The following is a 24,071-nucleotide window of genomic DNA, read 5'->3' on the forward strand; positions in this document are numbered from 1 at the left end:
TAAAAAGCCCTTGCAATTATCTTGCAAGGACTTTCATTTTGAATTTTATATTTAGAAATTCAAAAATTCAACTAATCTCTAATCAACTAGTCTCTAAGTAACCAGTCCTAACTAATCTCTGTTCTCTCTAACCTCTGGCTAACTTACTCCACTTTATACTCCACCACTTTCCTGCCGATATAGCCATCGGTATCTATTCCTTCGATGACCATTCGATAAGTGCCTTTGGCATCGGCGTTGAAATATTCAAACGATGCCTTTCCGTCCTTATCGGTAATTACGTTTGGCTTCCAGTAAACAGTGCTGCGGTAATCGGAGATCTTCTGGTTGGTTTTAGGGTTATCATATTGTGGCGAATAAAATTCACGGGCCTTGTAAAAACCTTTCGGATGATAGGTTACCACCCCCGGGGCGTACCTGTAATATTCCTTGTTTTTTGTTCCTCTTTTTGTAGTAACGATAAAGCCGCCGCCGGCCATTCTTGAGCCGTAAATAGCAGCATAGTGAATGCGCTTGATCACTTCTATTCCTTCGATATCGTCGGGGTTAAGGTTAGTGAAATCGTCGGGCTCCATATAATTACCGTCAATTATGATGGCCATGCCTTTCGGGGGCTGACCATGAGTGAACAACATGCCCGGAATTCTTCCGGACAAGCAATCAATCAGATTGCTGCAATTGAATGATGCAATGGCTTTTGCGTCAAACACAAAATCTGCATTACCTGGCCCGTTCAGGTTTTGGGAATGCGGTATTTCCGATGCCTTTGAAGCCGTGATTTTTACCTCCTTCAATAGTACCTGGTGTTTGTTGATGCCATATTTTTGCTGCTCGTCATAAAACTGCTTTTGGTTTATAAAATACGCCGACATGTCTTCTACCGGTGCGGCCATGAAGTCGTTTTTTCTTTTATCCGCTATAACCTGTGGCAGCTTGGTGGTATCAATACTTAGCTCAACAGCGTCCTGTCCCTTCGGAACGCGCGACTGTACAACAAACTTCGTGCTATCTGCAAATACCAGGTCTTTAAAGGCAAACCGGCCATTACTGTCTGATAAAGTATCAAGCATAAAAAAGCCGCCCTGGTTGCTAAATAACTTAACCTTTGTGCCAACAGCTGGCTTTCCCCATTTAGTTACTTTACCTGTAATTTCCATTGATTTTTCAGGCTGATAGGCTAGTGCGGGAGGCTGGTTGTTTAAAACTTGTTTCCATTCAAACTGGCGATACCCCTGTGTAAGCATCAAAAGGTCAAGATCGGCTTGCGTTTGCTCATTAATATTAGCGAAATAATAATTGGGCTTTTCAACAGTCCCTTTTAATTCAGAGGTCAGCAACAGATTAGAGAGGATGGTATTTTCGTTGTCAGCATCAACGGGGACTGTTGTTTCGTCGGTAACAGCCACAGAGAAACTGCCCATGGTGGAGCTTTTATTCTTACCCGTGGCGGTAAGTTCCACTTTCACTTTTTGCCTTGGCGCGTATGTTTCTTTTTTTGAAAGTTCAAGTTTTAGCTGATCCTTGTTGTTATTTATGAATACCAGCCGTTCATTTAGTGGTTCTCCGTTTTGGGCAAACAGCGTAAATTGAACAATGCCGGATGGAAACCGGCCTTTAGGAATTACGGCTGTAAAAAACTTACTGAATTCGCCGCTTTTAACGGCATAATATACCTTGCCGCCACTTTGGGCAATAAGGCTCAAACCCTCCTTCGGGCTTTCGGCACCGGCTGTTATCCTAAGTCGGAGCGTATCCGGGTTGGTATTGTTTGCTGCAATGGTGTAGCCAGAACTTAATGCCAGGGGCAAATTGATAACGTTAGTGGTACCATCCGCATAGGTGATATTCGCTTTATACGTTTTCCCAGCTTCCGGTACTATATTAAACGCCCCCATGCCTAAATGGCTCGATGCGAACGTGCAAATTTCAGTACCGCTATCATCCGTAACCGTTCCTTTTATATCAGTTCCCTTTCCGGTAGGAGCAATTGCCTTAAACGCTATTTTTGAATAATTACCTGCTACCAATTTACCGCCCTCGGGAAAAAATTGTACATCAATTTTAAGTCCGGCCGATTTTGTAACCTGTTTTGTTTTTGCGGACTCACTTTTGCCCGCGGGGTCCTTCGGCCTGGCGGAACCGATAGTAAACACCTGGTCGAAAAAAGATTCGCTGCCATTGTTTCGCATCCAGTTGGTATAAGCTCTAACATGGTAATTGCCGTTATCTAATGTGTCCGGTAATGCAAAGTCTCCGACAGCTGTGCCTGCTGCCATTTCCAGTTTAATGGAGCGCGTTATTTTGTTATCGGGGTCTAACAGGTCTACATATAAAATCCCGCTCAATGCGGATAGCTTATGTTCCGAACCAATGGTAATATAGGCCTTAAAATACATTGTATCTCCAATTGCGTAATAAGGCTTATCGAATTGCAGGTAAGCTTTTTCAGCGCTCAGCGTTTCCGAGTACGAATTTAGTTTCGCGGTAATGGAGTTGATCAGTGTATCGCCCTTTTCTGTATTTTTTTCAGACTGGCCAAATACAATTAAAGGCGCTAATAATGTTAATAGGATTAGGATTTTTTTCATAGTTCAGGATAATAAAAACCAAGGTATAAAATACAGTCATTGTATTCTGTAAAAAACTTGTGATACAGCGAATATAGCGGTTTCTACTCCTTTGAACTAAAGTTTTAGTACGGTTTAGCCGAAAAATAAATTTTTATCTTACCATGAACTATGATCCATCAACCATGAACTAGAATTTGTTCTTCCACATCATACTTTCAACAGGCCTGGTTGATGGCGTGTTGTATTTGGCATTGCCCTTTGTGTTATAGAAGGTTTCTATTTCACCCTCTACAACAAAATAAATCAGCTGGCCAATCGGCATCCCCGCATAGATCCTTACGGGTTGTGTACAAGATATTTCAAGAGTCCAGGTGTTGCAAAAGCCAACATCGCCCTTACCTGCAGTTGCGTGGATATCGATACCCAAACGCCCCGTACTTGACTTTCCCTCCAAAAACGGAACATGGCGGTACGTCTCCGTATATTCCATGGTTACCCCCAGGTATAAGGTATTGGGCTGTAAAAGAAACCCGTCTTTCGGGATGTCAAAATAGGTAATCTCGTTATGCAGCTTTGCGTCAAGTATCCTGTCGCGGTAGGTGGCCAGATATTTACCAAGGTGCACATCGTAGGAATTTGTGCCGAGGCATTCGCGATTAAAGGGCTCAATAATAATGTGTCCTTCCTCTATTTCCTCTAGTATTCTTTTGTCTGATAGTATCATTAATGCCCTGTAAACCGGATGCTAAATTATAACTAATTGCCTTGCCGGACAACGCTATGTTACCAACAAAAGTTTTGGGAAGATGTGGAAATATAATTGAAATAAGAGGGTAAGATATTGGTATAACGCGCCTAAAGTTAATAAGAAGTAATTTTCCTTGATTGCAGCGTTATAATTTATAAAAAACAATACTATTTAACGTTATTTGATATAAGTTTGTCATCCTTTTTGCAATTTTACTTTTATGGCTATAGCATACAGACAGCAGGTTGATGACGATACAGAATTTGCCATCTGGAAAATTGAGGAAGAAGCCGACGAGCTTTACAGTCAGTTACGCCTTGACGATGAGGAAAAATCTCACTATGAAAGCCTTAAGATTGGCAAGCGCAACCTGCACTGGCTTGGCACGCGTGTGTTGTTACGTAAAATGTTACGCACGGAGGAATACATCGATTGCAAAGTTGACGCCCACGGAAAGCCTTACCTGGTAAACCTCCCCTACCACATCTCACTAAGCCACTCTTTTGACTACGCTGCCGTAATGATCAGCAAGCGCCCAGTAGGTATTGACATTGAGCAGGTTAAGGAAAAGGTTGAACGGATTGCACACAAGTTTATGCGTAAGGAGGAAATGGCGTTTATAAATACTGCCGACAAGATCAGGCAGCTTTATGTTTGTTGGTGCGCCAAGGAAGCAGTTTATAAATGCTACGGCCAAAAAGAGATATCATTTGCTGATAATATTCTGCTGCAACCTTTTAACTTTGAGGGACACGGTTGGGTAGATGCCCGACTGCTTAAAGGCGAAACAGATATTAAATATGAAGTTGGCTACCTTCAGTACCAGGATTATATGGTTGGCTACGTAAAAGGTTAAAACATGAAAAACAAACAGGTTTTTTTGCAGGATTGGGGATTGATTGATTACAAGGAAGCATGGGATAAACAGGAAGCTTTATTTGCCGAAACCGTAAAGGAAAAGATCGCCCAAAGGAACAAGGAGGTCGCTATTTTAAACGCTGACGGCCATACTTACGATCATTGCGTTGCCGATGAAACCCTAAATTATCTTGTTTTTTGCGAACATCCACATGTATATACTTTAGGTAAAAGCGGCAAACCTGAACATTTACTTTTAGACGAAAAAGGACTAAGGGAAAAGAATGCTGCTTATTACCCGATAAATCGTGGTGGTGATATTACCTATCACGGGCCTGGACAAATTGTATGTTATCCGATTCTCGATCTTGATAATTTTTTCACAGATATACACCTCTACCTGCGTACCCTTGAAGAAGCTGTAATACTTACCCTTGCCGATTATGGCCTGACAGCTGGCCGTTATCCCGGTTATACCGGCGTTTGGTTTGACGCGGATAATGAAAATGCGCGGAAGATCTGTGCCCTGGGTGTACGCTGCAGCCGCTGGGTAACTATGCATGGACTGGCTTTTAATGTTAATACCAACCTCGATTATTTTAAAAACATTGTGCCCTGCGGTATCGACGATAAGGATGTAACCAGCCTTGAGCGCGAATTAGGGCAAAAAGTTGATATAAACGAAGTAAAAAAAATCCTTACGCATCATATTTCCGTATTGTTTAATATGGAGATGATGTTATGAAAATATTACAAATTATTTTGATTGCTGTAACAGCCTTATCGGGATGTACAAAAAAGGCCATTGTGCCAGCCCCCGTTGTTAAAACTGACACTACCGTAACCACAAAACCCATGACTACTCCTGTTACTTACCTCGCCCTGGGCGATTCATATACCATTGGCCAGTCTGTACCTCAAATTCAATCGTTTCCGTACCAGCTTGTAAGCTTATTAAACTACTATCAGTTTAATGTACAAAAACCTGACATTATTGCTACAACCGGGTGGACTACCGATGATTTAATAAGCGCTATTTCCCGCAGTGACTTTAAAGATAACAAATATGACTTTGTTACTTTACTTATCGGGGTTAATGATCAACACGAGTATCAGAGCAAAGACAATTACCGGACCAAGTTTGCGCAGGTTTTACAGACGGCAATCAATTTTGCAAAAGGCGACGCCAGCCGGGTTTTTGTTCTATCTATCCCCGATTACGGAGTTACCCCCTATGGCAATGGAGGAGAGAGCATAATAGGCCCAGATATTGATGCCTTTAATGCAATTAACCGGGAGGAAACGGCAAAAGCTCACGTTCTAAGTTATATTGATATAACAGCTATATCAAGGTTGGCAGCTACAAACCCGTCATTGATAGCCGATGATGGCTTACACCCGTCTGCCCAAATGTATCAAATGTGGGTGCAGGCCCTTGAGCCTTCTGTAAAAGCCAGGTTGGAAAAATAAAATCAGGCCTTCTTTTTTGCTGCAATTTCTTCAATTGCCCTTGCAAATTTATCCAGGTCGTGCAAAGTGGTATAAACATGCGGGGTAACCCTTATACAACTGATATTCTCGATATTTATACCTACGACATGGATTTTGTAATTAGTGAACAAGGCACTGTCTAATTCGGCCGGTGTCATCCCGGCAATACTCACACCGCAGATGGCACATGAGTATTTGTCATTTAAAGAGGTGTGCAGCTTTACGTTAGGCAGATGCTCAACTTTTGTAGCCCAGTAATTTTTAAGGTAACGAATGCGTTCTTCCTTGCGTTTGCTGCCAATTCCCTCATGAAAATTAATGGCTTCACCAATTCCCTGCTCAATTGGGAAACTGCGGGTTCCCAACTCCTCGAACTTCCTGATGTCTTTACTATGCGGTTCAGCGCTGCTCGGCAGCGGCCAGATCTTCTCTATCTTTTCCTTTTTAACCCACATCATCCCGCTGCCAATTGGCGCCGAAAGGAACTTATGCAGGCTGGTGCCAAAATAGTCGCAACCCAATTCGGGAATCTTAAAATCAAGCAGGCCAAAAGAGTGAGCGCCATCAACTATTACCTCAACGCCCTTTGCGTGCGCCATATCCGCAATCTTCCTTACCGGCATTAGCTGGCCAATCCAGTTTACCATGTGGGTAATGTGGATCAATTTTGTTTTTGGGGTGATGGCAGCTTCGTACGCTTTAACCATCTCGTCATCATTTTCAGATGGCAGGTTAAGGCTTACCTGCGTATAAATAATACCATCGCGCATGGCCCTCTGCTTATAGGCCTGGATCATGTGCGGGTAATCGAACTTACTGCCGATAACCTCATCGCCACTTTTTAAATCGAGACCCAATATAATGGTGTTAAGTGATTCTGTGGCGTTGCGGTTTATAGCGATTTCTTCTGGGGATGTACCTGCTAGTTCAGCAAGCTTTTCACGCAGCGGTTCGCGGCCCTGGTCAAGAATGCGCCACATAAAGTATGATGGCCCCTCATTAACCATCTGATTATAGCGTTCAACGGCCTGTTGAACAACTATTGGCGAGGGCGAAACACCGCCATTGTTCAAATTAATGATGCTTGGATTTGCCGAATATGATCGCTGGATCACGCTCCAGAAATCCTCATCCTGCGCGGCCTGCGCTGGGGTGAGGTGGTTAATCTTTTGTGAAGCTTTTTCAAATTCTGCGGCATGCGCCGTATTAAAAAGGCTATTTACAGAAAACGCCCCGGCAAGGGTCGCTGCCTGTTTCAAAAATATGCGGCGGTCGTTTGTCATCATGATAAACGAATTTAGGGATTTAACTCTTGATTATCAATACGCTGCAAAGAAAATAATGAAATCTTTTAAATGCAGAATCAAGCATCAAAAACTAACACTCCGGCAAACTAATAGGGATATTAATAGCCAATCCGCCGTCCGAAGTTTCTTTATATTTCGAGTTCATATCCAATGCCGTTTGCCACATGGTTTTAACCACTGCATCAAGGCTTACTTTGGCATTATCAGGGTTTGTTTGAAGTGCAAGCTGGGAGGCAGTTATTGCCTTAATAGCCCCCATCGTGTTACGTTCGATACATGGCACCTGCACCAGGCCGCCGATTGGATCACAGGTTAATCCAAGGTGATGCTCCATGGCAATTTCTGCAGCCATCATTGCCTGCCGTTGCGTACCACCCAAACATTCGGTAAGCGCGGCGGCGGCCATTGCCGAGGATACGCCTATTTCAGCCTGGCAGCCGCCCATAGCTGCGGATATCGTTGCTCCTTTTTTAAATATACTTCCTATTTCGGATGCTGTTAGTAAAAATTGAACGATTCGTTCATTAGTGTAACCGTCACAAAAAACGATGTAATAAGCTAAAACAGCCGGTATTACACCAGCGGCACCATTAGTTGGCGCTGTAACCACGCGGCCAAACGAAGCGTTTTCCTCGTTAACGGCCAAGGCAAAACAACTTACCCAATCCAGTATATTTTTGAAACTTTCCCCTGTACTTCGGATTGCGGTTACCCATTCATCAAAATTACTGTAGGTACGATTACCGATCAATCTTTTATTAAGCGCGGCAGCACGCCTGTCCACGTTCAATCCCCCGGGTAAGGTGCCCCGGGTATGACAGCCCCTATAAATACACTCTTTTAACGCGGTAAAAATATTATTAAGCCCCTGCTGGGTTTCCCGCTCGCTGCGCCAGGCCAGTTCATTTTCCATTACCACCTCCGAGATCTTGAGGCCGGTTTTCATACACCAGTGCAGCAGGTTATTTGCCGTATCAATAGGAAACGGCAGATCGACTTCCAACTTTGACTGGTCATTGTCGCCGCCATCCTTTACCACGAAACCGCCGCCTATAGAATAGTACGTTTCTGAAACAGCAGTTCCATCGCTTAAAAACGCCTGGAAAGTAACAGCATTGGGATGATAGGGCAGACTTTCACTGAACAGGAACAACAAGTCATCTTCGGCATTAAAAACAACTTCCTTTTCTCCTCCCAAAACAAGTTTATGCGAATTCCTGATGTCGTCTGTTTTAGGCCCCACCTGGTCAACTTCGAAGGTTACAGGGTCATCTCCGCTTAAGCCTAATAATATGGCTATATCGGTACCGTGGCCCCTGCCTGTTTTTGCAAGCGAACCGTAAAGCAGGATCTTTACCTGTTCAACCAGTTCCAATACGCCTTTTTGCTGAAGCGACAGTACAAATTGCTGCGCCGCCCGCCAGGGGCCCAGCGTATGTGAACTTGAAGGGCCTATCCCTATTTTAAAAATATCGAAAACTGAAATTTGCTCTCTTTGCACGGGGTAAATTTACGATAGTATCCGCACTTTTTAGGGCTATGTTTTGATTATTCAAAATAGATTTATACATTCATAAAAAATAAAATCTTATCAAATGGACCTAACACAACCAACAGGGCAGATGCCCCCACCACGACCAAAGAACTGGCTCGTTGAGTCAATTTTAGTTACAATATTCTGCTGTTTACCTTTTGGTATAGTGGGTATTGTAAATGCTGCCTCTGTTAATTCAAGATATGATGTCGGAGATTATGCCGGTGCATTAAACGCTTCACAGCAAGCCGGCAAATGGACAAAAATCGGATTCTTTGTTGGAATTGGCGTGTATGTACTTTACATACTTTTTGTTATTGTGCTGGGCGTAAGTTTGATCCCTCACAACGGCTAATGACATTTTCAAGGGGCCTGTATTTTGCAATAGCACTTTTTGTTACAATTGGCTTAATATACTATTATTACGATCCTGCAAAATACGGGCTCTTCCCAAAGTGCCCGTTTTATGTTATTACCGGTTTAAACTGCCCCGGGTGTGGTTCTCAAAGGGCCATTCATTCCCTGTTGAACGGAAATTTCAAAGAAGCAGCCGGCTATAATATATTATTGATTATCAGCCTTCCATTTCTCTTCATTCACTTTTTCTATAAGATAAAGTCATTTATTCAGAAAAAAGATCTTAGGTGGAAAGTGATCTACCACCCGCTAACTCCCAAAGTAATTTTTCTGGTTGTGGTAATTTTTTGGATAGCAAGAAATATTCCCGTTCCTCCTTTTAGTTATTTATCAGCTGGTCATTAACAGATACCAGGTAATTATAGTCCTTTACAACAGTTTGTAAAAAACGCAGGTCATCCATTTTCACCTGCTGTGTTATGGCTAAAAGTTCCTTGGTACGGCGCGCAGCGCTATAAACAATTTCCGTATTCCCGGTTTTTACGTACGTGTTTATTACTTCCTGTAATATCACAATATCATGGTCCTTTAATTGAGTTACCTCGTTAAAAACCGGTACATAGTTTTCTACAGCAGGGGTAAAAGCCAGGGTATCAATAGTTGTTCGGGGATGGGTTTTAATCAAAGTGGTTCCTGCTACAATGTCGCCAAGCCGTTGGGTTTTATCTGAAACAGCGGCGCAGATTAATCCGCAGGCTTGAAATGTTAATGAAAAATCAACTATCCTGAACAACCAGCGGAGCATGTATTGACCAAGTGTTGGCCGTGCCCCGTTAAGGCTTATTATTTTTATTTTCATTATACGTTTGCCAAAGCTTTGCCCGTTCATGGTAATTTCACAAATGAGGTCGTAAAACACAAACATTATTGCATAAATAATAACCAATATGGTAATTGTCAATTCTGACCCCATGCTGCCCGTTATCCCTGCGATGATCAGCCCTGCAAAAAGGATGACTATAAAAAGGCCCATGTCAATTAAACGTGCAACAATTCGTTCACCTATACCGGCAATCTCATAGTCAATATCGATATTTTGCGGGGTGGTGATCCTGATGGTCTGCATATAATTATTAAAACTATTTTAAATTCTGATTATAGTTGAAAGATAAAAATTTGTAATTATTTTAACGGAATTATTTAATAATCAATTTTTAGATGCGCGAACCTCTGTTTGTTAAACAAAACTCAAATAAGTGGAGCAGCTACGAGAATACCTCTACAAACAATCCGGATGAACTTGCCGAACGGTTTATAGAGATAACTGACGACCTTGCCTACGCCAAAACCTTTTACCCAAAATCAAAAACTACCGTGTACCTGAATGGGCTGGCGGCAAAATTGCACCAGTCTATTTATAAAAACAAAACTGAGAAAAGTAACCGTTTTATTCTTTTTTGGACGCGTGAGCTACCATTACTATTTAAAACATACCAAAATCAGTTACTATATTCATTCCTGTTCTTCCTGGTGTTTACGTCGATAGGTGCCCTGTCGGCAAAGTACGATGAAAACTTTGTCCGCCTTATTTTAGGCGATCAATACGTTGATATGACCAACGCTAACATTGCAAAAGGCGATCCCTTTGGCGTATACAAACAAGCCGGCGAGTTCCCGATGTTTTTCATGATAGCATCAAATAACATTTATGTCGCTTTTGTAAATTTTGTAAGCGGTATTATATTTTCGGTAGGCGCGGTTTATTTCGCCTTCAGAAACGGCGTGATGCTTGGCTCATTCGAATATTATTTTTTTAGCAAAGGCCTTGGCATGCAGTCGGTTTTAGTGATCTGGATCCATGGCACGCTGGAGATATTATCCTTTATAATAGCAGGGGCGGCAGGCCTGGTATTAGGCAATAGCTTTTTATTCCCTAAAACTTATAACCGGTTTGTATCATTAAAAAAAGGAGCTAAGGATGGCATGAAAATGACCATTGGCCTGGTTCCGTTATTTTTAACGGCGGCTTTTTTTGAAAGCTTTGTTACCCGGCATACCGAAATGCCTGTATGGCTTAGCGTAAGTATCTTAACTTTGTCTCTTACCTTTATGATATGGTATGTAATCATTTATCCTAACATTTTAACCAGAAACCAAAAATCACATGACGCCAAAAATTGAACTCCAAAAAACACGCGACTTTGGAGAAATTATTACTGACACCTTTATTTTCGTCCGCCAAAATTTAAAGCCGCTGCTTTTATGCTTTTTTGTTTTTTCCGGTTTTTTCCTTATTGCCGGCACCATAGCATCATCTATGCAGCAAGTCAAAACGTTTTCTTTTGTAAATGAGAGCTTTGGCCCGGTTCGTTCTAACCAGTTATTCGGGTCATCAAATCCATTTACGAGGATGTTAGGTTTAGAATATATTTTAAGTATTATTTTTCTGTGGCTAAATTATGTTGCCATAACCGTAACTGTTTATTCATATATATGCATATACCGCGAAAAGGGTAACGTTGCCGCTACACCATCAGAAGTTTGGGGTTATTTTAAGTACTTCTTCTTCAAAATATTTGGCAGCAGCTTTTTACTTGGCTTACTACTGATAATCGGTTTTGTATTGTGTTTTATCCCAGGGATATGGCTTTACCCTATATTCGGGCTTATTTTCCCGATAATGGTGTTTGAAAATACTAGCCTTGGTTACGCATTTAACAAAAGTTTTAAGCTGATTAAGGATAACTGGTGGCTAACATTCGGTTGCCTTTTTGTTATAGGCCTTATCGTTTATTTCGCCACGGTTATTGTTGTTTTGCCAACAACGCTACTTAATTTAGGGAGCTTGTTCATTCATCCGTCTAAGGGAGTTCACCTGTCTATTACCTTATCTGTTATAACAGTTTTTTTGCAGCACCTTTGCCAGGTATTTTACATTTTCCCAATAGTTACCATGAGCCTGTGCTATTTTAATTTAAGCGAACATACAGATGGAACAGGTTTACTTGGCAGGATAAACCAACTCGGTAACATAACACCGGACGATACCACTCAACCCGAAGAATACTGATAATGCTACGTTACCTTTTCCTTATTTTAGTTTGTATTGCAGTGAATATGGGTTACGCTGCCGGTAAAAAGCCACCTGTGGTTAGTAAGCCGCCGGCTGTTTTAAAAACCGATAGTTCGGTAATCAAAACCAGGAGCTTCAATGAGCATGCCCTTGAAACCTACCGCAAAGCACCTGAATTTCAATACCACGATGTTGAGGTGCAAACTTCCCTATGGACAAGATTTTGGCGTTGGTTTTGGAATTGGGTCGCCCAATTATTCAGTTCTTTAAAGGTAGATGGGCATAAAAGCTTTTTTGACCTGGTGCTTTTGTTTTTTGAGTATCTCATTATTGTGCTGGCCTTGGGGGCCATTATATTTATGATTCTGAAACTTGTGGGCATTGATATGTTTAACGTATTGAGACGTAAACCTGTAGCGGCCGATATCCCGTACTCCGAATCGCTGGAGAACATCCATGAGATAAATTTTGATACGGAGCTCGACAAGGCCATCAACCAGCAAAACTACAGGCTTGCCGTACGGATGCTCTATTTAAAATGCCTGAAACAATTGAGTGATAGCCAATTGATAGATTGGCAACCCGACAAAACCAACAGTATTTATATAAATGAATTAGTAAACCCCGAACAACGCGATAGCTTTAAACTGTTAACACGGCAATTCGAATACATTTGGTATGGCGAATTTACAATTGATTCGCCTACGTTTAACAACATCCATTCACTGTTTAGGAATTTTAGAAACGGCAAGGCATGAAGGATTTCAAAATATACTTTTCAGTTGCTATTGCCGTGTTATTGGTTTACCTGGTTGCGCAATACAACAGGCCCATCCCTGTTAACTGGAAGCCTACGCTTTACTATAAGGATAAGATTCCCTATGGCACTTACGTTGTTTACAATCAGCTTAACGCAATATTTCCGAGCGCAAAAATCGTAAAAACCAATGCGTCAGTATACCATGCGGTGCATGATTCAATTATAACCGCGGGTAATTACTTAATAATTGCAAAGGCCGTTAAGCTTAATAAATTTGATTTTACACAACTTGTTAAGTACATAAAAGCAGGTAATTCTGTTTTTATGGCATCCTTTACCTTTGACGGTTTTTTAGCCGACACACTAAAACTGAGTACAAGTTTTGAGACGGCTAAGAACCAGGCGTCGTTAAACTTTACAAGCAATCAGCTAAAACAAGCTTCTGATTACACATTCGGCAGGGATATAAGTAACCAATTCTTCAGTTCGTTCGATACGGCAAAGGCTGTTGTTGTCGGCAAAAACAACAGCGGGCACAGTACTTACCTGAGTTTTAAATTTGGAAAAGGCAGTTTATACATAAGTGCCAACCCGCTTATTTTTTCTAACATAAGCCTGCTTAAAGGAAAGGGAGCCGACTATGTGGCGAAAGCACTTTCATACCTGCCCGAAACAAGCACCGTATATTGGGACGAATTTCAAAACGGGGATATTCCGGAAGATGAATCGCCGATGCGTGTTTTCTTTAGTAATCCAAACTTACAATGGGCCTATTATTTAAGTCTGTTCGGGCTATTGGTATTTGTGTTATTTGAAATTAAACGCCGGCAGCGGGTCATCCCTATAATTGAGCCGTTGAAAAACTCCACGCTTGAATTTGTGAACGTGGTAGGACAGGTTTATTATGAGCAACGAAACAATAACAACATCGCGCACAAAAAAATACTCTATCTTTTAACTTATTTAAGAGACAAATACAATTTAAAGGTCAATAAAATTGACACTGAATTTGCTGAAAGGCTTACTGCTAAATTGGGCATCGATAGCCGGGTTGCGCAAGACCTGGTTAACTATATCAATTATATAAGTGTGCAGCAAACGGTAAGCGATAGGGACCTTATTGAATTAAACCGATTTATTGAAAAATTTTATACCCAAGCCAGCTAATTATGGAAGACGAAATATTTGAACAACGAACCGATCTGAGCCGACTTACCACTGCGGTGGCACAAATAAGAGAATCCCTTTCCCAAATTATAGTTGGGCAGCACGATAGCATTGATCTGCTTATTGCAGGCATTCTTGCCGATGGGCATATTTTGATTGAAGGTGTACCGGGCGTGGCCAAAACGCTAACAGCCAAACTTATTGCCAAATCAATTGATGCGAAATACTCGCGAATTCAGTTCACGCCCGACCTGATGCCGTCGGATATTTTAGGAACCTCGGTATTCAGCCCGAAAACTACTGAATTTGAGTTCAAGCACGGCCCTATCTTCGGGAACATTGTTTTGATAGATGAAATTAACCGCGCACCGGCTAAAACTCAATCGGCCTTATTTGAAGTTATGGAGGAGCGGCAGCTAACCATCGACGGTAAAACCTATAAAATGGACGAGCCGTTTATTGTTTTGGCTACGCAAAACCCGGTTGAGCATGAAGGTACTTACCGCTTACCGGAGGCCCAGCTCGACAGGTTTTTATTTAAGATAGAGATCCAGTATCCATCACTAGACGAAGAGATCCAGATCCTCACTCAACAGCATCAGCAAAAAACCGTCGACCAATTGAGCAGCATTAAACCGGTGCTGTCGATACAGGATATTATTTCCATTCGCCAGGTGGTAAAGGGGCTTCATGTTGAAGACAAACTGCTTGTTTTTACCGCGAAGATCATCCACGAAAGCCGCAACAATAAATCGTTGTATTTGGGCGGATCGCCGCGTGCATCGCTGGCTATAATAAATGCAGCCAAAGCCTTTGCCGCCATCAATGGGCGTGATTTTGTTACTCCTGACGATATTATCCGTGCAACAGCCCCTGTTTTAAGGCATCGCATTATGCTAACGCCTGACAAGGAAATGGAAGGCGTTACTCCTGACGACGTGGTGGCCCAGATTATTCAGAAAATTGAGGTGCCGAGATAGGGGTTAGTTAATTAGAGGCTAGAGATCAGATACCAGGCTGAGCGGCTTGCAGAAGTTATTTAATATTAAGTGAAGAAAATTTATAAGCTATTTTATAAGGACCTGTTTTTAACCAACCGTCTTTTTATCGGGCTTGGCGGCTGTGTGGTGCTTTTTCTGTTTGCATTCTTTTTTCCCTGGCTGGATATAATTCCCGAACTGGCTTTCTTTACGCTGACTATACTTTTTGTTATCGACCTCGCTATGCTTTATCGTACATCAAAGGGCGTATTCGCAAAGCGCCATGCGCCGGAACGGTTGAGTAATAGTGACGACAATGAATTAGGGATCTATATAGAAAACTGGTATCCTTTTAATATCAGCATTGGGATTATCGATGAAATTCCCTTTCAATTTCAAAAAAGAGACGTTTGGTTTACCACCTCCTTAACCCCGCGCCAACGAAAGCGTATCAATTATACGCTGAGGCCAACCCGGCGTGGTGAGTATGAATTTGGCTATATCCGGGTATATGCAATGTCATCAATAGGCCTAATCAGACGACGGTACAGCTTTAGCCAGGGCGAAACGCTCCCGGTATACCCCTCATTTTTGCAGATGCGCAAATACGAGTTGATGGCCATATCAAACAACCTTTCTGAGATCGGTATAAAAAAGATCCGCAGACTTGGTCATAGCATGGAGTTTGAACAGGTAAAGGAATATGTGCCCGGTGATGATTACCGCACAATAAATTGGAAGGCAACCGCGCGCAAGGGCGCTTTAATGACCAACTCTTATATCGATGAAAAATCGCAGCAGGTGTATTGTGTGATTGATAAATCGCGGGCCATGAAAATGCCCTTTGACGGACTTAGCTTGTTGGACTATGCCATCAACGCAAGCCTGGTATTGTCAAACGTGGCTTTGCTTAAGGAAGATAAAGCAGGATTGATAACTGTAGCAGAAAAGATCGGGGCCGTAGTCCCTGCGGACCGCCGCCCTACGCAGATCAATAAGATCCTGGAGGTGCTATACAAGGAAAAGACCAGGTACCTGGAAACAAATATGGAACTGCTGTATGCTACTATCCGGAGTGTGATAAAACAGCGCAGCCTGGTGGTGTTCTTTACCAATTATGAAAGTATGTCGGCTTTACAGCGGCAGCTTCCATTTTTAAAACGGATAGCCAAATTCCACCTGTTGCTGGTGGTGTTCTTTGAAAACACCGAATTGAAAAAGGTAAGTGAACAACCAGCCGATGATGTAGAAGGCATCTACATAAAAACCATAGCCGAAAAATTCGCCTATGATAAGAAACTGATCGCGAAGGAACTATTGAAATACAATATACAGTCTATTTTAACCACACCGCAAAACCTTACCATTAATACGGTAAACAGGTACCTCGAATTGAAGGCGAGGCAAAAGATCTGATCAACCAGGTTTAGGGAAATTAATACCGGCAGCCCCAAGATCTTTAATGATCTTTTCCATCAGGGCTATTTTAACGTCCAGGAAATTGGCAGGCTCAACCCAAACGTTTACCGTAATCCTTATGCTGTCGCTATCAAGCCCTACCAGGCCAACTCTTATTGCAGGGGTGGTCAAAACATTTTTGGTTGATTTTATCGCATCCAGCATAACTTGTTTAGCTTTATCAATATCAGCAGCATAAGCCAGTTTTACATCAAAATCCAGGCGCCTTTTACCTTCGCGGGTTACGTTTACTATTACTTCATTAAATAGCTTTCCGTTAGGGATAATTACTGTTTTGTTATCCGCCGTTAGTAATACGGTGTAAAAGATCTGGATGGATATCACCTTACCTTCCTGTCCCTGCGCTACAATGCTGTCATCAAGTTCAAATGGCTTTAATAATAGAATAAGCACACCACCCGCAAAGTTTTGAAATGTCCCTGAAAGCGCCAAACCGGCCGCTACCGAAAACGCGCCGATGATGGTTGTGAAAATAGTCATTTCAAAACCTATGTAATTCATTACCCAAATGATCAGCAATACATATAAACTGGTAATGGTTAAACTTAAAATAAATGGCTGGAGGGATGAATGTACCGCTCTTTGACTGAGGCGAAGACGGATGCGGTTTCTCAGGAACCTGATGACCCAAAGGCCAATCGTAAAAACTATTATCCCGAAAACGTATTTAGGGCCCTGTGTGATGATCCAGGTGTGGAACTCTTTGTAAAATTCTTTAACTTCCATAAGATGGAAGCAAAGTTATAAATTTATTATTTACCGTAAATGGTAATGAAAAGTTCCGGGCCTTTAAATAGCACCCAGTCCAAAATCTGGCTCTGTAAGTGTTTTGCTGTTTCTGTTAAATTTTTCATAGTATTCATCCTTATTCAAAAGCTGTGCCTATTCAATTACTTTTGATTTCCCGAACAAAAATAAGGCTTATTGTAACCCGATTTTTACTTAATCAATCATTTGATTAACAAATGACCGTCCCTTTACCTTGCCATGACGAAAGCCCTGTATTTTAAAAACAAAACCCCTGTCTGTTTTATCAGACAAGGGTTTGTTTTTAGTCTATAGTCTTGAGTCAGTAGTCTAAAGTCAAAAAAGACTCAGAACTTAAGATTCAAGACTTAGGGCTTGCGACTCTTACATCATGCCGCCCATACCGCCGCCGCCCATTGGAGGACCACCGGCAGGAGCATCATCAGGATCGTCAGCCAATACACACTCTGTTGTTAACAACATAGCTGCAATTGAAGCTGCGTTCTCTAATGCTACACGACCTACTTTAGTTGGGTCGATAACACCGGCGCCAATTAAGTTTTCGTATTTATCTGTACGTGCGTTGTAACCGAAATCAGCAGTTCCTTCCTTAACCTTCTGAACTACGATAGAACCTTCGATACCTGCGTTTTCGCAGATCTGGCGTAAAGGCTCTTCAATAGCACGACGGATGATCTGGATCCCTGTGTTTTCGTCTTCGTTAGCGCCTTTAAGGTCTTTTAACGACTCAACGGCACGGATGAAAGCAACACCACCACCTGCAACAATACCTTCTTCAACAGCCGCACGGGTTGCATGTAAAGCGTCATCAACACGGTCTTTCTTTTCTTTCATTTCAACTTCAGAAGCTGCACCGATATATAATACAGCAACACCGCCTGATAATTTAGCTAAACGTTCCTGTAATTTTTCTTTATCGTAATCAGATGTAGTTGATTCGATCTGAGATTTGATCTGGCTTACGCGAGACTGGATCTCTTCTGCTTTACCAGAACCATTGATAACAGTAGTGTTGTCTTTGTCAATGATGATCTTTTCTGCAGTACCTAAGTAAGTAAGGTCAGCATTTTCAAGCTTGTAACCTCTTTCTTCAGAAATTACTGTACCACCTGTAAGGATAGCGATATCTTCAAGCATAGCTTTACGACGATCGCCAAAACCTGGTGCTTTAACAGCGGCAACTTTCAGTGAGCCACGGATCTTGTTAACTACTAAAGTAGCTAATGCTTCACCGTCTAAATCTTCAGCAATAATTAAAAGCGGCTTGCCGGTTTGAACTTGTTTTTCAAGTATCGGCAACAACTCTTTCATTGAAGAGATCTTTTTATCGTAGATCAGGATGTATGGGTTTTCCAACTCAACTTCCATTTTATCAGCGTTGGTTACAAAGTAAGGAGAAAGGTAACCACGGTCAAACTGCATACCTTCAACAGTTTTAACTTCAGTTTCAGTTCCTTTAGCTTCTTCAACAGTAATCACACCGTCTTTACCAACTTTTTCCATTGCTTCAGCAATTAACGAACCGATAACTTCGTCGTTGTTTGCTGAAATAGCTGCAACTTGTTTGATCTTGTTGTTGTCTTCGCCAATGCTTTGTGACTGAGCTTTCAGGTTTTCAACAACCTTTGCAACTGCTTTGTCGATACCGCGTTTCAAATCCATTGGATTTGCACCGGCAGCAACATTTTTAATACCTGCAGTAACAATAGCCTGGGCTAAAACCGTAGCAGTAGTAGTGCCATCACCTGCTATATCAGCAGTTTTTGATGCAACTTCCTTTACCATTTGTGCACCCATATTTTCAATTGGGTCCTTAAGCTCAATTTCCTTTGCTACAGTAACACCATCCTTGGTGATTGCCGGTGAACCGAATTTTTTATCAATAATTACGTGGCGACCTTTAGGGCCTAACGTTACTTTAACTGCATTAGCTAAAATATCCACACCGCGTTTTAGCGCATCGCGTGCTTCAACATTGTATTTAACTTGTTTTGACATGTTATTAATTTTGAATTAGTGAGTTAGTGAATGAGTGATTTTTAAAGTTCGCTTTAAAACTACCCCTTCATTCGTTTTATAGTTTCAATTTTGTTTATTAATGAGTAACCGATCTGGAATTAGGATTTAACAAATCACTAATTCATCCAATCAGTCGTTCACTAATTAAAGAACCGCGTATATATCAGATTCACGCATGATTAAATACTCTTTTCCTTCATAAGGGATCTCAGTACCGGCATATTTGCCATATAAAACCTGGTCACCAACTTTAACAGTCAAAGGCTCATCTTTTTTACCCTCACCAACAGCAACTACAGTTCCACGTTGAGGTTTTTCTTTTGCAGTATCCGGGATTATAATTCCCGAAGCAGTTTTCTCTTCGGCCTGAGCAGCTTCCACTACTACCCTGTCTCCGATAGGTTTAATGTTTAATGACATAGTTATACAATTATTAATTTTTATATTAATTTAAGTTTGCTCTGGTATTCATCATCAATTATGCCAAGCAGGCATAAAGGTCAAAATTGTCACACTAACTGTTCAATTGTCACCTTAATTTGTAATGATGTTTTTTATTGTTAACGATAGCTTAATCTATGATGCCATCGTGTCAGTATGCGCTAAAAAGCAAAAAGGCTTTACCCTGATAGCTATCGGGGCAAAGCCTTTTACAATATTTTATGGTTTTTTATTTTGCCTTGTTAGGAGCAGCCGGAACCGGTGTTTGAGCACCAGGTAAAACAGGAGCCGTTGAAGGTGCAGCAGTAGGCTTTGCAACCTTGTCAGCCTGTTCCTTTATTTGCGGGTTAGTGCTTTTTTCTACGCCACCCTTTACCGAAACATTAATTGCCAGCGATAAAACCATTAAAGTGATGGCCAGGATCCAGGTACCTTTTTCTAAAAAGTCGCCTGTTTTTTGAACACCCATTAACTGTGATGAACTTGAAAAATTTGATGATAAACCGCCACCCTTAGGATTCTGGATCAACACCATCAACACTAACAGGACACACACAATGATCGCTATGATCAACAATAATGAATACATTTCTTTTTATATTAATTGGTTTTCTTTTCTAACTGCTCAATCTTTTCCGCAAAGTAACGGCTTTTTTCCGGAAATCTCAACATCAATTTTTTGTATGATGCAATCGCCTTGTGGTACAGCATCTGGTCGGAGTAAATAGCGGCCAGTGTTTCAGATACCAGCTCATCCCTGTCTTCCGAACTTTTTTTCGCTTTATTCTCGTTATCCAGCTTATCACTGCTTTGCGGGCGAATCTGTGGTTCCTCCTGGATAAAGCGCTCTATGATTGCCTGCTCCTTAAGTTTAGTAGGCTCAAAGGCAGTTGGCTCAAATGATGGCGGCGGCAAACTCTTATCCAATTCCTCAACCGAGGTAATGTGGAAAATATTTTCGTAATACTGCTGCTGCAACTCGTCAGTGTTTGACTTCCGGCGGGTACTAACCGGTTCGGGGTTTTCCGGCGCTACATAAGGCTGGTAGATCCCCGAATGTTCCTTGCGTGTTTTATCAAGCCACCATAAAAAACTGTACGGCAATTTTTCGTCGTGGTATTTTGAAACATCCTGCTGGTCAGCTTCAACGTCAGCAGCATTTATAGGTTGTACCTCCTCATTTGCTAACGCTGGTTCCTGCTCCTTATGTTCGCCGAATGCGCGATCAAATGAAAAATAGTTGGAAGCCGCTATGTTGCTGATGATGTCCTTTTCAAGATCTATGTTTTCGATCCCGGTTATCTCATCAAAGGTTTCTTCTTCTATGTTATGATGATCTGCATGTTCGTTTTCAACGTGCGCCTGATGCTCTTCTTCAGTATGATTAGTTGTCTCTTCGTGTCTGTATTCGTGTTCCTGTTCTGTCACAGCCTGGTGTTCCTCGCCAACATGATCTGCAACTGCATGCTGCTCTTCTTCATGTTGATGTACCGGCTCTGCAAAGCCGTTATATTCGGCAGCTACAGGATCGGTAAATCCAGGCTCTTCACGACTCGGTTGGGGCGCAACATTTTCTTCGGCTGCATGATCTTCAACAGAATGTTCAACGTGTACAGCTTCTTCATGTACTGCCGAAGCGGCTTCATGTGTTATTTCTGAATGCGCATCCTCAGCGGTTGCCTCTTCGGGATCACGCGTCATTCGGTGGCCAAGGCCTTGGGCATAATTAATTATCGGTTCAGCAGCAGGGATTTCGTGTACAACTTCATCCTTTATTTCTGCAAGGCTGTTTTCATGTGTTTCTGCTACAGGTTCTTCAGCAGGATGTTCAGCGTGTTCAACAACGACCGCTTCGTGAGTTTCTTCAGTATGGCTTAACCAATGTTCTTCAACCGGGCTATCTTGTGCAGGCTCATGCTCATGAGATGAAATATGTTCATCCGCATGGTGTTCCTCTACAGGAATATCATGCGCTGGTTGGTGTCCGTAAGATACATTGTGTTCTTCGGTATAATACTCTTCAACCGGGATTTCATTTTCGGGTTGATGCTCAAGCGTTGCAACGGACTCCTCTACATGATGTTCCTCAACCGGAATCTCATTTAGGGCCTGATGCTCGTATGATTCAATTTGTTCTCCAACATGATGTTCCTCGACAGGGATCTCATTTATGGTTTGATGCACTTCGGTAAGGTGCTCTTCAACCGGATGATTATCTAAGATCTCATTTGTGGCTTCCTCTGCGTGATGTGCATCGGCAATCGTGCCAATTTCGTGTAAGGTCTCACCCTGGTGATCTGTAAGAGGTTCGGCAATCGTTTCAATTGCTGCATGATCGCTGAAATAATTTTCTGTATTAGCTATGTCAGTTGTTTCAGCCTGGTGTCCGTTAAAACGTACCGACGGGATATTATGCTGAACTATAATTTTTTCATCTGCTACGCCAATAAAGGACGAGGGTGCATTGATCAGCTTATACAGTGCCTTTGCATTAAAATAAACAGAGGCCTGCCTTAAGTTTTTTTCATCAGCTGAGTGTGCAAGCAGGGCTTGCAAAATCCCGCTTTGCGGAAAATCATTAACCAGGCGCTGTAAATTATAATTGTACAGGTGGGCATCATTAGCAGGATTGGCTAACAACGTCCATAAAAATTCGTTCTGATTATTACTATAATTCTGATCCACAGTTTGAAGCTACAAATTAATCCCAGTTTGCAAAAGCCCTGTTAAAAATATCTTCCGTTAATTGCTTGTTTATATCTGCTATTAACGATTGTTCAACCGGCTCTATCGCGCCCTTGAAATCTTTATATTTTGAAAACGGTTGTTCAAAACTAAGCTTTTTATCCGCATCATAAACATATTTCACATTCACCGTAATAGTTAAACGCGTTTGATCAGCTAATGGAGCTGTGGTATTGTTAGTAGCCTGTACCGATACCGGGGCAATACTGTAATCTGTTATTGTACCCGACATCACCGCATCGGCATCACCGGTAACCACATTTAAACTGGTTGTATTCCTGATCCTGTCCTTCAGCGCCTCGGTAAATAGCCGGCTTAAATTATTTACTACCAATTGCGATGTATTTTCAAAAAACTCAACCCGGATACTCTTCATGGCTGGCGGAATGGACGCGCCGGTAAGGCTAAGCTTATATGTACACGACTGTAAAACCCAAATTAAACCAATAAGCGTTAACGACAGCCCCTTAATTCTTTTCATTTAATTATAAATTTAATTCTTTTATTTTTCTGTACAAAGTTCTTTCCGAAATTCCCAGCTCATTTGCCGCCAGCTTGCGCTTGCCCTTATGCTTTTTCAACGCCTTCCTTATCAGGTCCGATTCCTTATCTATTAAGGATAGCGACTCCTCCACTTCTTCGGCATCCTGTGCCTGTGTGATGTTGTAAGGGCTACCGTTATTATTGTTATTAACGGGCTGCTGCAAAGTAAATTGTGAATCGGGTGCGTTTGGCAGGTCAATATCCCTGTATAGCTGATTTATAGTTTGCGAGTGATTGGCATGATTGATAGAAACGCCGCCATGTTCAATAATATCGGCTACCAGTTTCTTCAATTCCACCATGTCGCGCTTCATATCAAAAAGCACCTTATATAAAATATCCCGTTCAGAAAAATCTTCCTTTTGTTGATTCTCAACCCGCATCGGCAGGTTGCGGCCACTCACTTCCATAGGGATATAAGTGAGCAATGTTTGGGCCGTGATTACCCGGTCGCGTTCCAAAACAGCCAATTGCTCAGCCATATTTTTAAGCTGGCGTACGTTACCCGGCCACGAATAATTGATCAATACCTGCTGTGCTTCTTCGTCCAGCTGGATTGGCGGGGTGCGGTATTTATCGGTAAAGTCTGATGTGAATTTCCTGAATAGTAAGTAAATATCTTCCTTCCTGTCGCGCAACGGCGGAATGCGCAACGGAACTGTGTTTAAGCGATAGTAAAGATCTTCCCTGAACTTGCCGTTTTTAACTGCATCATATACATCTACATTGGTAGCCGCTATTACACGCACATTGGTCTTTTCAACTTTTGATGACCCAACCTTAATATATTGCCCCGATTCCAGCACCCTTAATAAACGGGCCTGTGTACCCAAAGGCATTTCGGCAATTTCATCTAAAAATATAGTACCACCGTTTACGGTTTCAAAATAACCCTTGCGCTCACCAACGGCTCCCGTATAAGCGCCTTTTTCGTGACCGAACAATTCGGAATCGATGGTCCCCTCAGGTATCGCCCCGCAATTCACCGCTATAAACGGCCCATGCTTACGCGGGCTCATCTGGTGAATGATGTGCGAAAACACCTCCTTACCGCTACCGCTCTCCCCGGTAATTAACACAGAGATATCAGTAGGCGCAACCTGGTTGGCTATATTTATGGCCCGGTTAAGCAAAGGCGAACTGCCGATGATCCCGAAGCGTTGTTTAATTTCTTGTATGTCCATACCCCCCGACCCCCTAAAGGGGGAGTTAGTTAAATATTTAGTTATTA

The 24,071-nt window shown here is 42.0% G+C and carries 23 protein-coding genes; 11 read left to right on the top strand and 12 right to left on the bottom strand.

Features of this window, described 5'->3' with window-relative positions:
- Positions 1-143: 143 nt before the first annotated feature.
- Entirely contained in the window at positions 144-2,588 is a 2,445-nt protein-coding gene (locus tag KXD93_RS12280; protein WP_258137405.1) for a TonB-dependent receptor plug domain-containing protein, read from the bottom strand.
- A 169-nt stretch (positions 2,589-2,757) separates the two neighbouring features.
- Positions 2,758-3,294: a dCTP deaminase gene (gene dcd, locus KXD93_RS12285; RefSeq protein WP_258137406.1), complete on the bottom strand. Its 537-nt coding sequence runs from the start codon at positions 3,292-3,294 to the stop codon at positions 2,758-2,760.
- Positions 3,295-3,538: 244 nt separating this feature from the next.
- Here dcd and KXD93_RS12290 point away from each other — a divergent pair, with 244 nt between their 5' ends.
- Genes KXD93_RS12290 through KXD93_RS12300 form a run of 3 tightly spaced genes read left to right on the top strand, consistent with a single transcriptional unit; the run spans position 3,539 to position 5,646 of the window.
- Positions 3,539-4,174 (top strand): 4'-phosphopantetheinyl transferase family protein, encoded by a 636-nt coding sequence (locus tag KXD93_RS12290; RefSeq protein ID WP_258137407.1) that lies wholly within the window; start codon positions 3,539-3,541, stop codon positions 4,172-4,174.
- 3 nt (positions 4,175-4,177) lie between these two features.
- Positions 4,178-4,921 (top strand): lipoyl(octanoyl) transferase LipB, encoded by a 744-nt coding sequence (gene lipB, locus KXD93_RS12295; protein ID WP_258137408.1) that lies wholly within the window; start codon positions 4,178-4,180, stop codon positions 4,919-4,921.
- On the top strand, positions 4,918-5,646 hold the full coding sequence (locus KXD93_RS12300; RefSeq protein WP_258137409.1) for an SGNH/GDSL hydrolase family protein: 729 nt from the start codon (positions 4,918-4,920) through the stop codon (positions 5,644-5,646). The genes lipB and KXD93_RS12300 overlap by 4 nt, the downstream gene beginning before the upstream one ends.
- Positions 5,647-5,648: 2 nt before the next feature.
- On the opposite strand, the gene KXD93_RS12305 is transcribed toward KXD93_RS12300, so the two are convergent.
- The gene (locus tag KXD93_RS12305) at positions 5,649-6,953 is read right to left on the bottom strand and encodes an aminotransferase class V-fold PLP-dependent enzyme (protein WP_258137410.1); all 1,305 of its coding nucleotides are present in this window, start codon (positions 6,951-6,953) and stop codon (positions 5,649-5,651) included.
- A gap of 91 nt (positions 6,954-7,044) precedes the next feature.
- A complete protein-coding gene (locus tag KXD93_RS12310; RefSeq protein WP_258137411.1) occupies positions 7,045-8,475 on the bottom strand; it encodes an L-serine ammonia-lyase in 1,431 nt (476 codons plus the stop codon).
- Positions 8,476-8,569: 94 nt separating this feature from the next.
- Here KXD93_RS12310 and KXD93_RS12315 point away from each other — a divergent pair, with 94 nt between their 5' ends.
- Together KXD93_RS12315 and KXD93_RS12320 are read left to right on the top strand one after the other, a co-directional pair.
- Positions 8,570-8,863: a CD225/dispanin family protein gene (locus tag KXD93_RS12315; RefSeq protein ID WP_258137412.1), complete on the top strand. Its 294-nt coding sequence runs from the start codon at positions 8,570-8,572 to the stop codon at positions 8,861-8,863.
- Entirely contained in the window at positions 8,863-9,270 is a 408-nt protein-coding gene (locus KXD93_RS12320) for a DUF2752 domain-containing protein (protein WP_258137413.1), read from the top strand. Before KXD93_RS12315 ends, KXD93_RS12320 begins: the two co-directional genes overlap by 1 nt.
- Here the strand turns inward: KXD93_RS12320 and KXD93_RS12325 are convergent.
- Positions 9,245-9,991 carry an RDD family protein gene (locus KXD93_RS12325; RefSeq protein ID WP_258137414.1) on the bottom strand — a complete coding sequence of 249 codons (747 nt, stop codon included), beginning with the start codon at positions 9,989-9,991 and terminating at the stop codon, positions 9,245-9,247. The genes KXD93_RS12320 and KXD93_RS12325 overlap by 26 nt on opposite strands.
- Positions 9,992-10,083: 92 nt before the next feature.
- Here KXD93_RS12325 and KXD93_RS12330 point away from each other — a divergent pair, with 92 nt between their 5' ends.
- The 6 genes from KXD93_RS12330 to KXD93_RS12355 all read left to right on the top strand — a co-directional run bounded on the left by KXD93_RS12330 (position 10,084) and on the right by KXD93_RS12355 (position 16,261).
- Positions 10,084-11,046, top strand: a complete 963-nt coding sequence (locus KXD93_RS12330; protein WP_258137415.1) for a stage II sporulation protein M — start codon at positions 10,084-10,086, stop codon at positions 11,044-11,046.
- Complete coding sequence (locus KXD93_RS12335; RefSeq protein WP_258137416.1) at positions 11,030-11,935, top strand: hypothetical protein; 906 nt, start codon at positions 11,030-11,032, stop codon at positions 11,933-11,935. Before KXD93_RS12330 ends, KXD93_RS12335 begins: the two co-directional genes overlap by 17 nt.
- A gap of 2 nt (positions 11,936-11,937) precedes the next feature.
- Positions 11,938-12,696 carry a DUF4129 domain-containing protein gene (locus KXD93_RS12340; RefSeq protein ID WP_258137417.1) on the top strand — a complete coding sequence of 253 codons (759 nt, stop codon included), beginning with the start codon at positions 11,938-11,940 and terminating at the stop codon, positions 12,694-12,696.
- Complete coding sequence (locus KXD93_RS12345; protein ID WP_258137418.1) at positions 12,693-13,865, top strand: DUF4350 domain-containing protein; 1,173 nt, start codon at positions 12,693-12,695, stop codon at positions 13,863-13,865. Before KXD93_RS12340 ends, KXD93_RS12345 begins: the two co-directional genes overlap by 4 nt.
- A 2-nt stretch (positions 13,866-13,867) precedes the next feature.
- Entirely contained in the window at positions 13,868-14,845 is a 978-nt protein-coding gene (locus KXD93_RS12350; RefSeq protein WP_258137419.1) for an AAA family ATPase, read from the top strand.
- 69 nt (positions 14,846-14,914) lie between these two features.
- Complete coding sequence (locus KXD93_RS12355; RefSeq protein ID WP_258137420.1) at positions 14,915-16,261, top strand: DUF58 domain-containing protein; 1,347 nt, start codon at positions 14,915-14,917, stop codon at positions 16,259-16,261.
- On the opposite strand, the gene KXD93_RS12360 is transcribed toward KXD93_RS12355, so the two are convergent.
- The 7 genes from KXD93_RS12360 to KXD93_RS12390 form a co-directional block, all read right to left on the bottom strand.
- On the bottom strand, positions 16,262-17,050 hold the full coding sequence (locus KXD93_RS12360) for a mechanosensitive ion channel family protein (protein WP_258137421.1): 789 nt from the start codon (positions 17,048-17,050) through the stop codon (positions 16,262-16,264).
- Positions 17,051-17,455: 405 nt separating this feature from the next.
- Positions 17,456-19,090: a chaperonin GroEL gene (gene groL / locus KXD93_RS12365; protein ID WP_258137422.1), complete on the bottom strand. Its 1,635-nt coding sequence runs from the start codon at positions 19,088-19,090 to the stop codon at positions 17,456-17,458.
- Between the two features lie 165 nt (positions 19,091-19,255).
- Positions 19,256-19,531: a co-chaperone GroES gene (gene groES, locus KXD93_RS12370; protein ID WP_258137423.1), complete on the bottom strand. Its 276-nt coding sequence runs from the start codon at positions 19,529-19,531 to the stop codon at positions 19,256-19,258.
- Positions 19,532-19,781: 250 nt separating this feature from the next.
- Entirely contained in the window at positions 19,782-20,141 is a 360-nt protein-coding gene (gene secG, locus KXD93_RS12375) for a preprotein translocase subunit SecG (RefSeq protein ID WP_258137424.1), read from the bottom strand.
- 11 nt (positions 20,142-20,152) lie between these two features.
- The gene (locus KXD93_RS12380) at positions 20,153-22,237 is read right to left on the bottom strand and encodes a hypothetical protein (RefSeq protein ID WP_258137425.1); all 2,085 of its coding nucleotides are present in this window, start codon (positions 22,235-22,237) and stop codon (positions 20,153-20,155) included.
- Positions 22,238-22,253: 16 nt separating this feature from the next.
- Positions 22,254-22,778 (bottom strand): LptE family protein, encoded by a 525-nt coding sequence (locus KXD93_RS12385; protein ID WP_258137426.1) that lies wholly within the window; start codon positions 22,776-22,778, stop codon positions 22,254-22,256.
- Between the two features lie 4 nt (positions 22,779-22,782).
- Positions 22,783-24,024, bottom strand: a complete 1,242-nt coding sequence (locus KXD93_RS12390) for a sigma-54 interaction domain-containing protein (protein WP_258137427.1) — start codon at positions 24,022-24,024, stop codon at positions 22,783-22,785.
- Positions 24,025-24,071: the final 47 nt, after the last annotated feature.

The organism is Mucilaginibacter phenanthrenivorans, assembly GCF_024721155.1.
GTDB classification, from domain to species: domain Bacteria; phylum Bacteroidota; class Bacteroidia; order Sphingobacteriales; family Sphingobacteriaceae; genus Mucilaginibacter; species Mucilaginibacter phenanthrenivorans.

Bases quoted from the DNA above. Each gene is read 5' to 3' on its own strand.
- KXD93_RS12280 (WP_258137405.1), bottom strand. From the start codon at position 2,588: ATGAAAAAAATCCTAATCCTATTAACATTATTAGCGCCTTTAATTGTA.
- dcd (WP_258137406.1), bottom strand. From the start codon at position 3,294: ATGATACTATCAGACAAAAGAATACTAGAGGAAATAGAGGAAGGACAC.
- KXD93_RS12290 (WP_258137407.1), top strand. From the start codon at position 3,539: ATGGCTATAGCATACAGACAGCAGGTTGATGACGATACAGAATTTGCC.
- lipB (WP_258137408.1), top strand. From the start codon at position 4,178: ATGAAAAACAAACAGGTTTTTTTGCAGGATTGGGGATTGATTGATTAC.
- KXD93_RS12300 (WP_258137409.1), top strand. From the start codon at position 4,918: ATGAAAATATTACAAATTATTTTGATTGCTGTAACAGCCTTATCGGGA.
- KXD93_RS12305 (WP_258137410.1), bottom strand. From the start codon at position 6,953: ATGATGACAAACGACCGCCGCATATTTTTGAAACAGGCAGCGACCCTT.
- KXD93_RS12315 (WP_258137412.1), top strand. From the start codon at position 8,570: ATGGACCTAACACAACCAACAGGGCAGATGCCCCCACCACGACCAAAG.
- KXD93_RS12320 (WP_258137413.1), top strand. From the start codon at position 8,863: ATGACATTTTCAAGGGGCCTGTATTTTGCAATAGCACTTTTTGTTACA.
- KXD93_RS12325 (WP_258137414.1), bottom strand. From the start codon at position 9,991: ATGCAGACCATCAGGATCACCACCCCGCAAAATATCGATATTGACTAT.
- KXD93_RS12330 (WP_258137415.1), top strand. From the start codon at position 10,084: ATGCGCGAACCTCTGTTTGTTAAACAAAACTCAAATAAGTGGAGCAGC.
- KXD93_RS12335 (WP_258137416.1), top strand. From the start codon at position 11,030: ATGACGCCAAAAATTGAACTCCAAAAAACACGCGACTTTGGAGAAATT.
- KXD93_RS12340 (WP_258137417.1), top strand. From the start codon at position 11,938: ATGCTACGTTACCTTTTCCTTATTTTAGTTTGTATTGCAGTGAATATG.
- KXD93_RS12345 (WP_258137418.1), top strand. From the start codon at position 12,693: ATGAAGGATTTCAAAATATACTTTTCAGTTGCTATTGCCGTGTTATTG.
- KXD93_RS12350 (WP_258137419.1), top strand. From the start codon at position 13,868: ATGGAAGACGAAATATTTGAACAACGAACCGATCTGAGCCGACTTACC.
- KXD93_RS12360 (WP_258137421.1), bottom strand. From the start codon at position 17,050: ATGGAAGTTAAAGAATTTTACAAAGAGTTCCACACCTGGATCATCACA.
- groL (WP_258137422.1), bottom strand. From the start codon at position 19,090: ATGTCAAAACAAGTTAAATACAATGTTGAAGCACGCGATGCGCTAAAA.
- groES (WP_258137423.1), bottom strand. From the start codon at position 19,531: ATGTCATTAAACATTAAACCTATCGGAGACAGGGTAGTAGTGGAAGCT.
- secG (WP_258137424.1), bottom strand. From the start codon at position 20,141: ATGTATTCATTATTGTTGATCATAGCGATCATTGTGTGTGTCCTGTTA.
- KXD93_RS12385 (WP_258137426.1), bottom strand. From the start codon at position 22,778: ATGAAAAGAATTAAGGGGCTGTCGTTAACGCTTATTGGTTTAATTTGG.
- KXD93_RS12390 (WP_258137427.1), bottom strand. From the start codon at position 24,024: ATGGACATACAAGAAATTAAACAACGCTTCGGGATCATCGGCAGTTCG.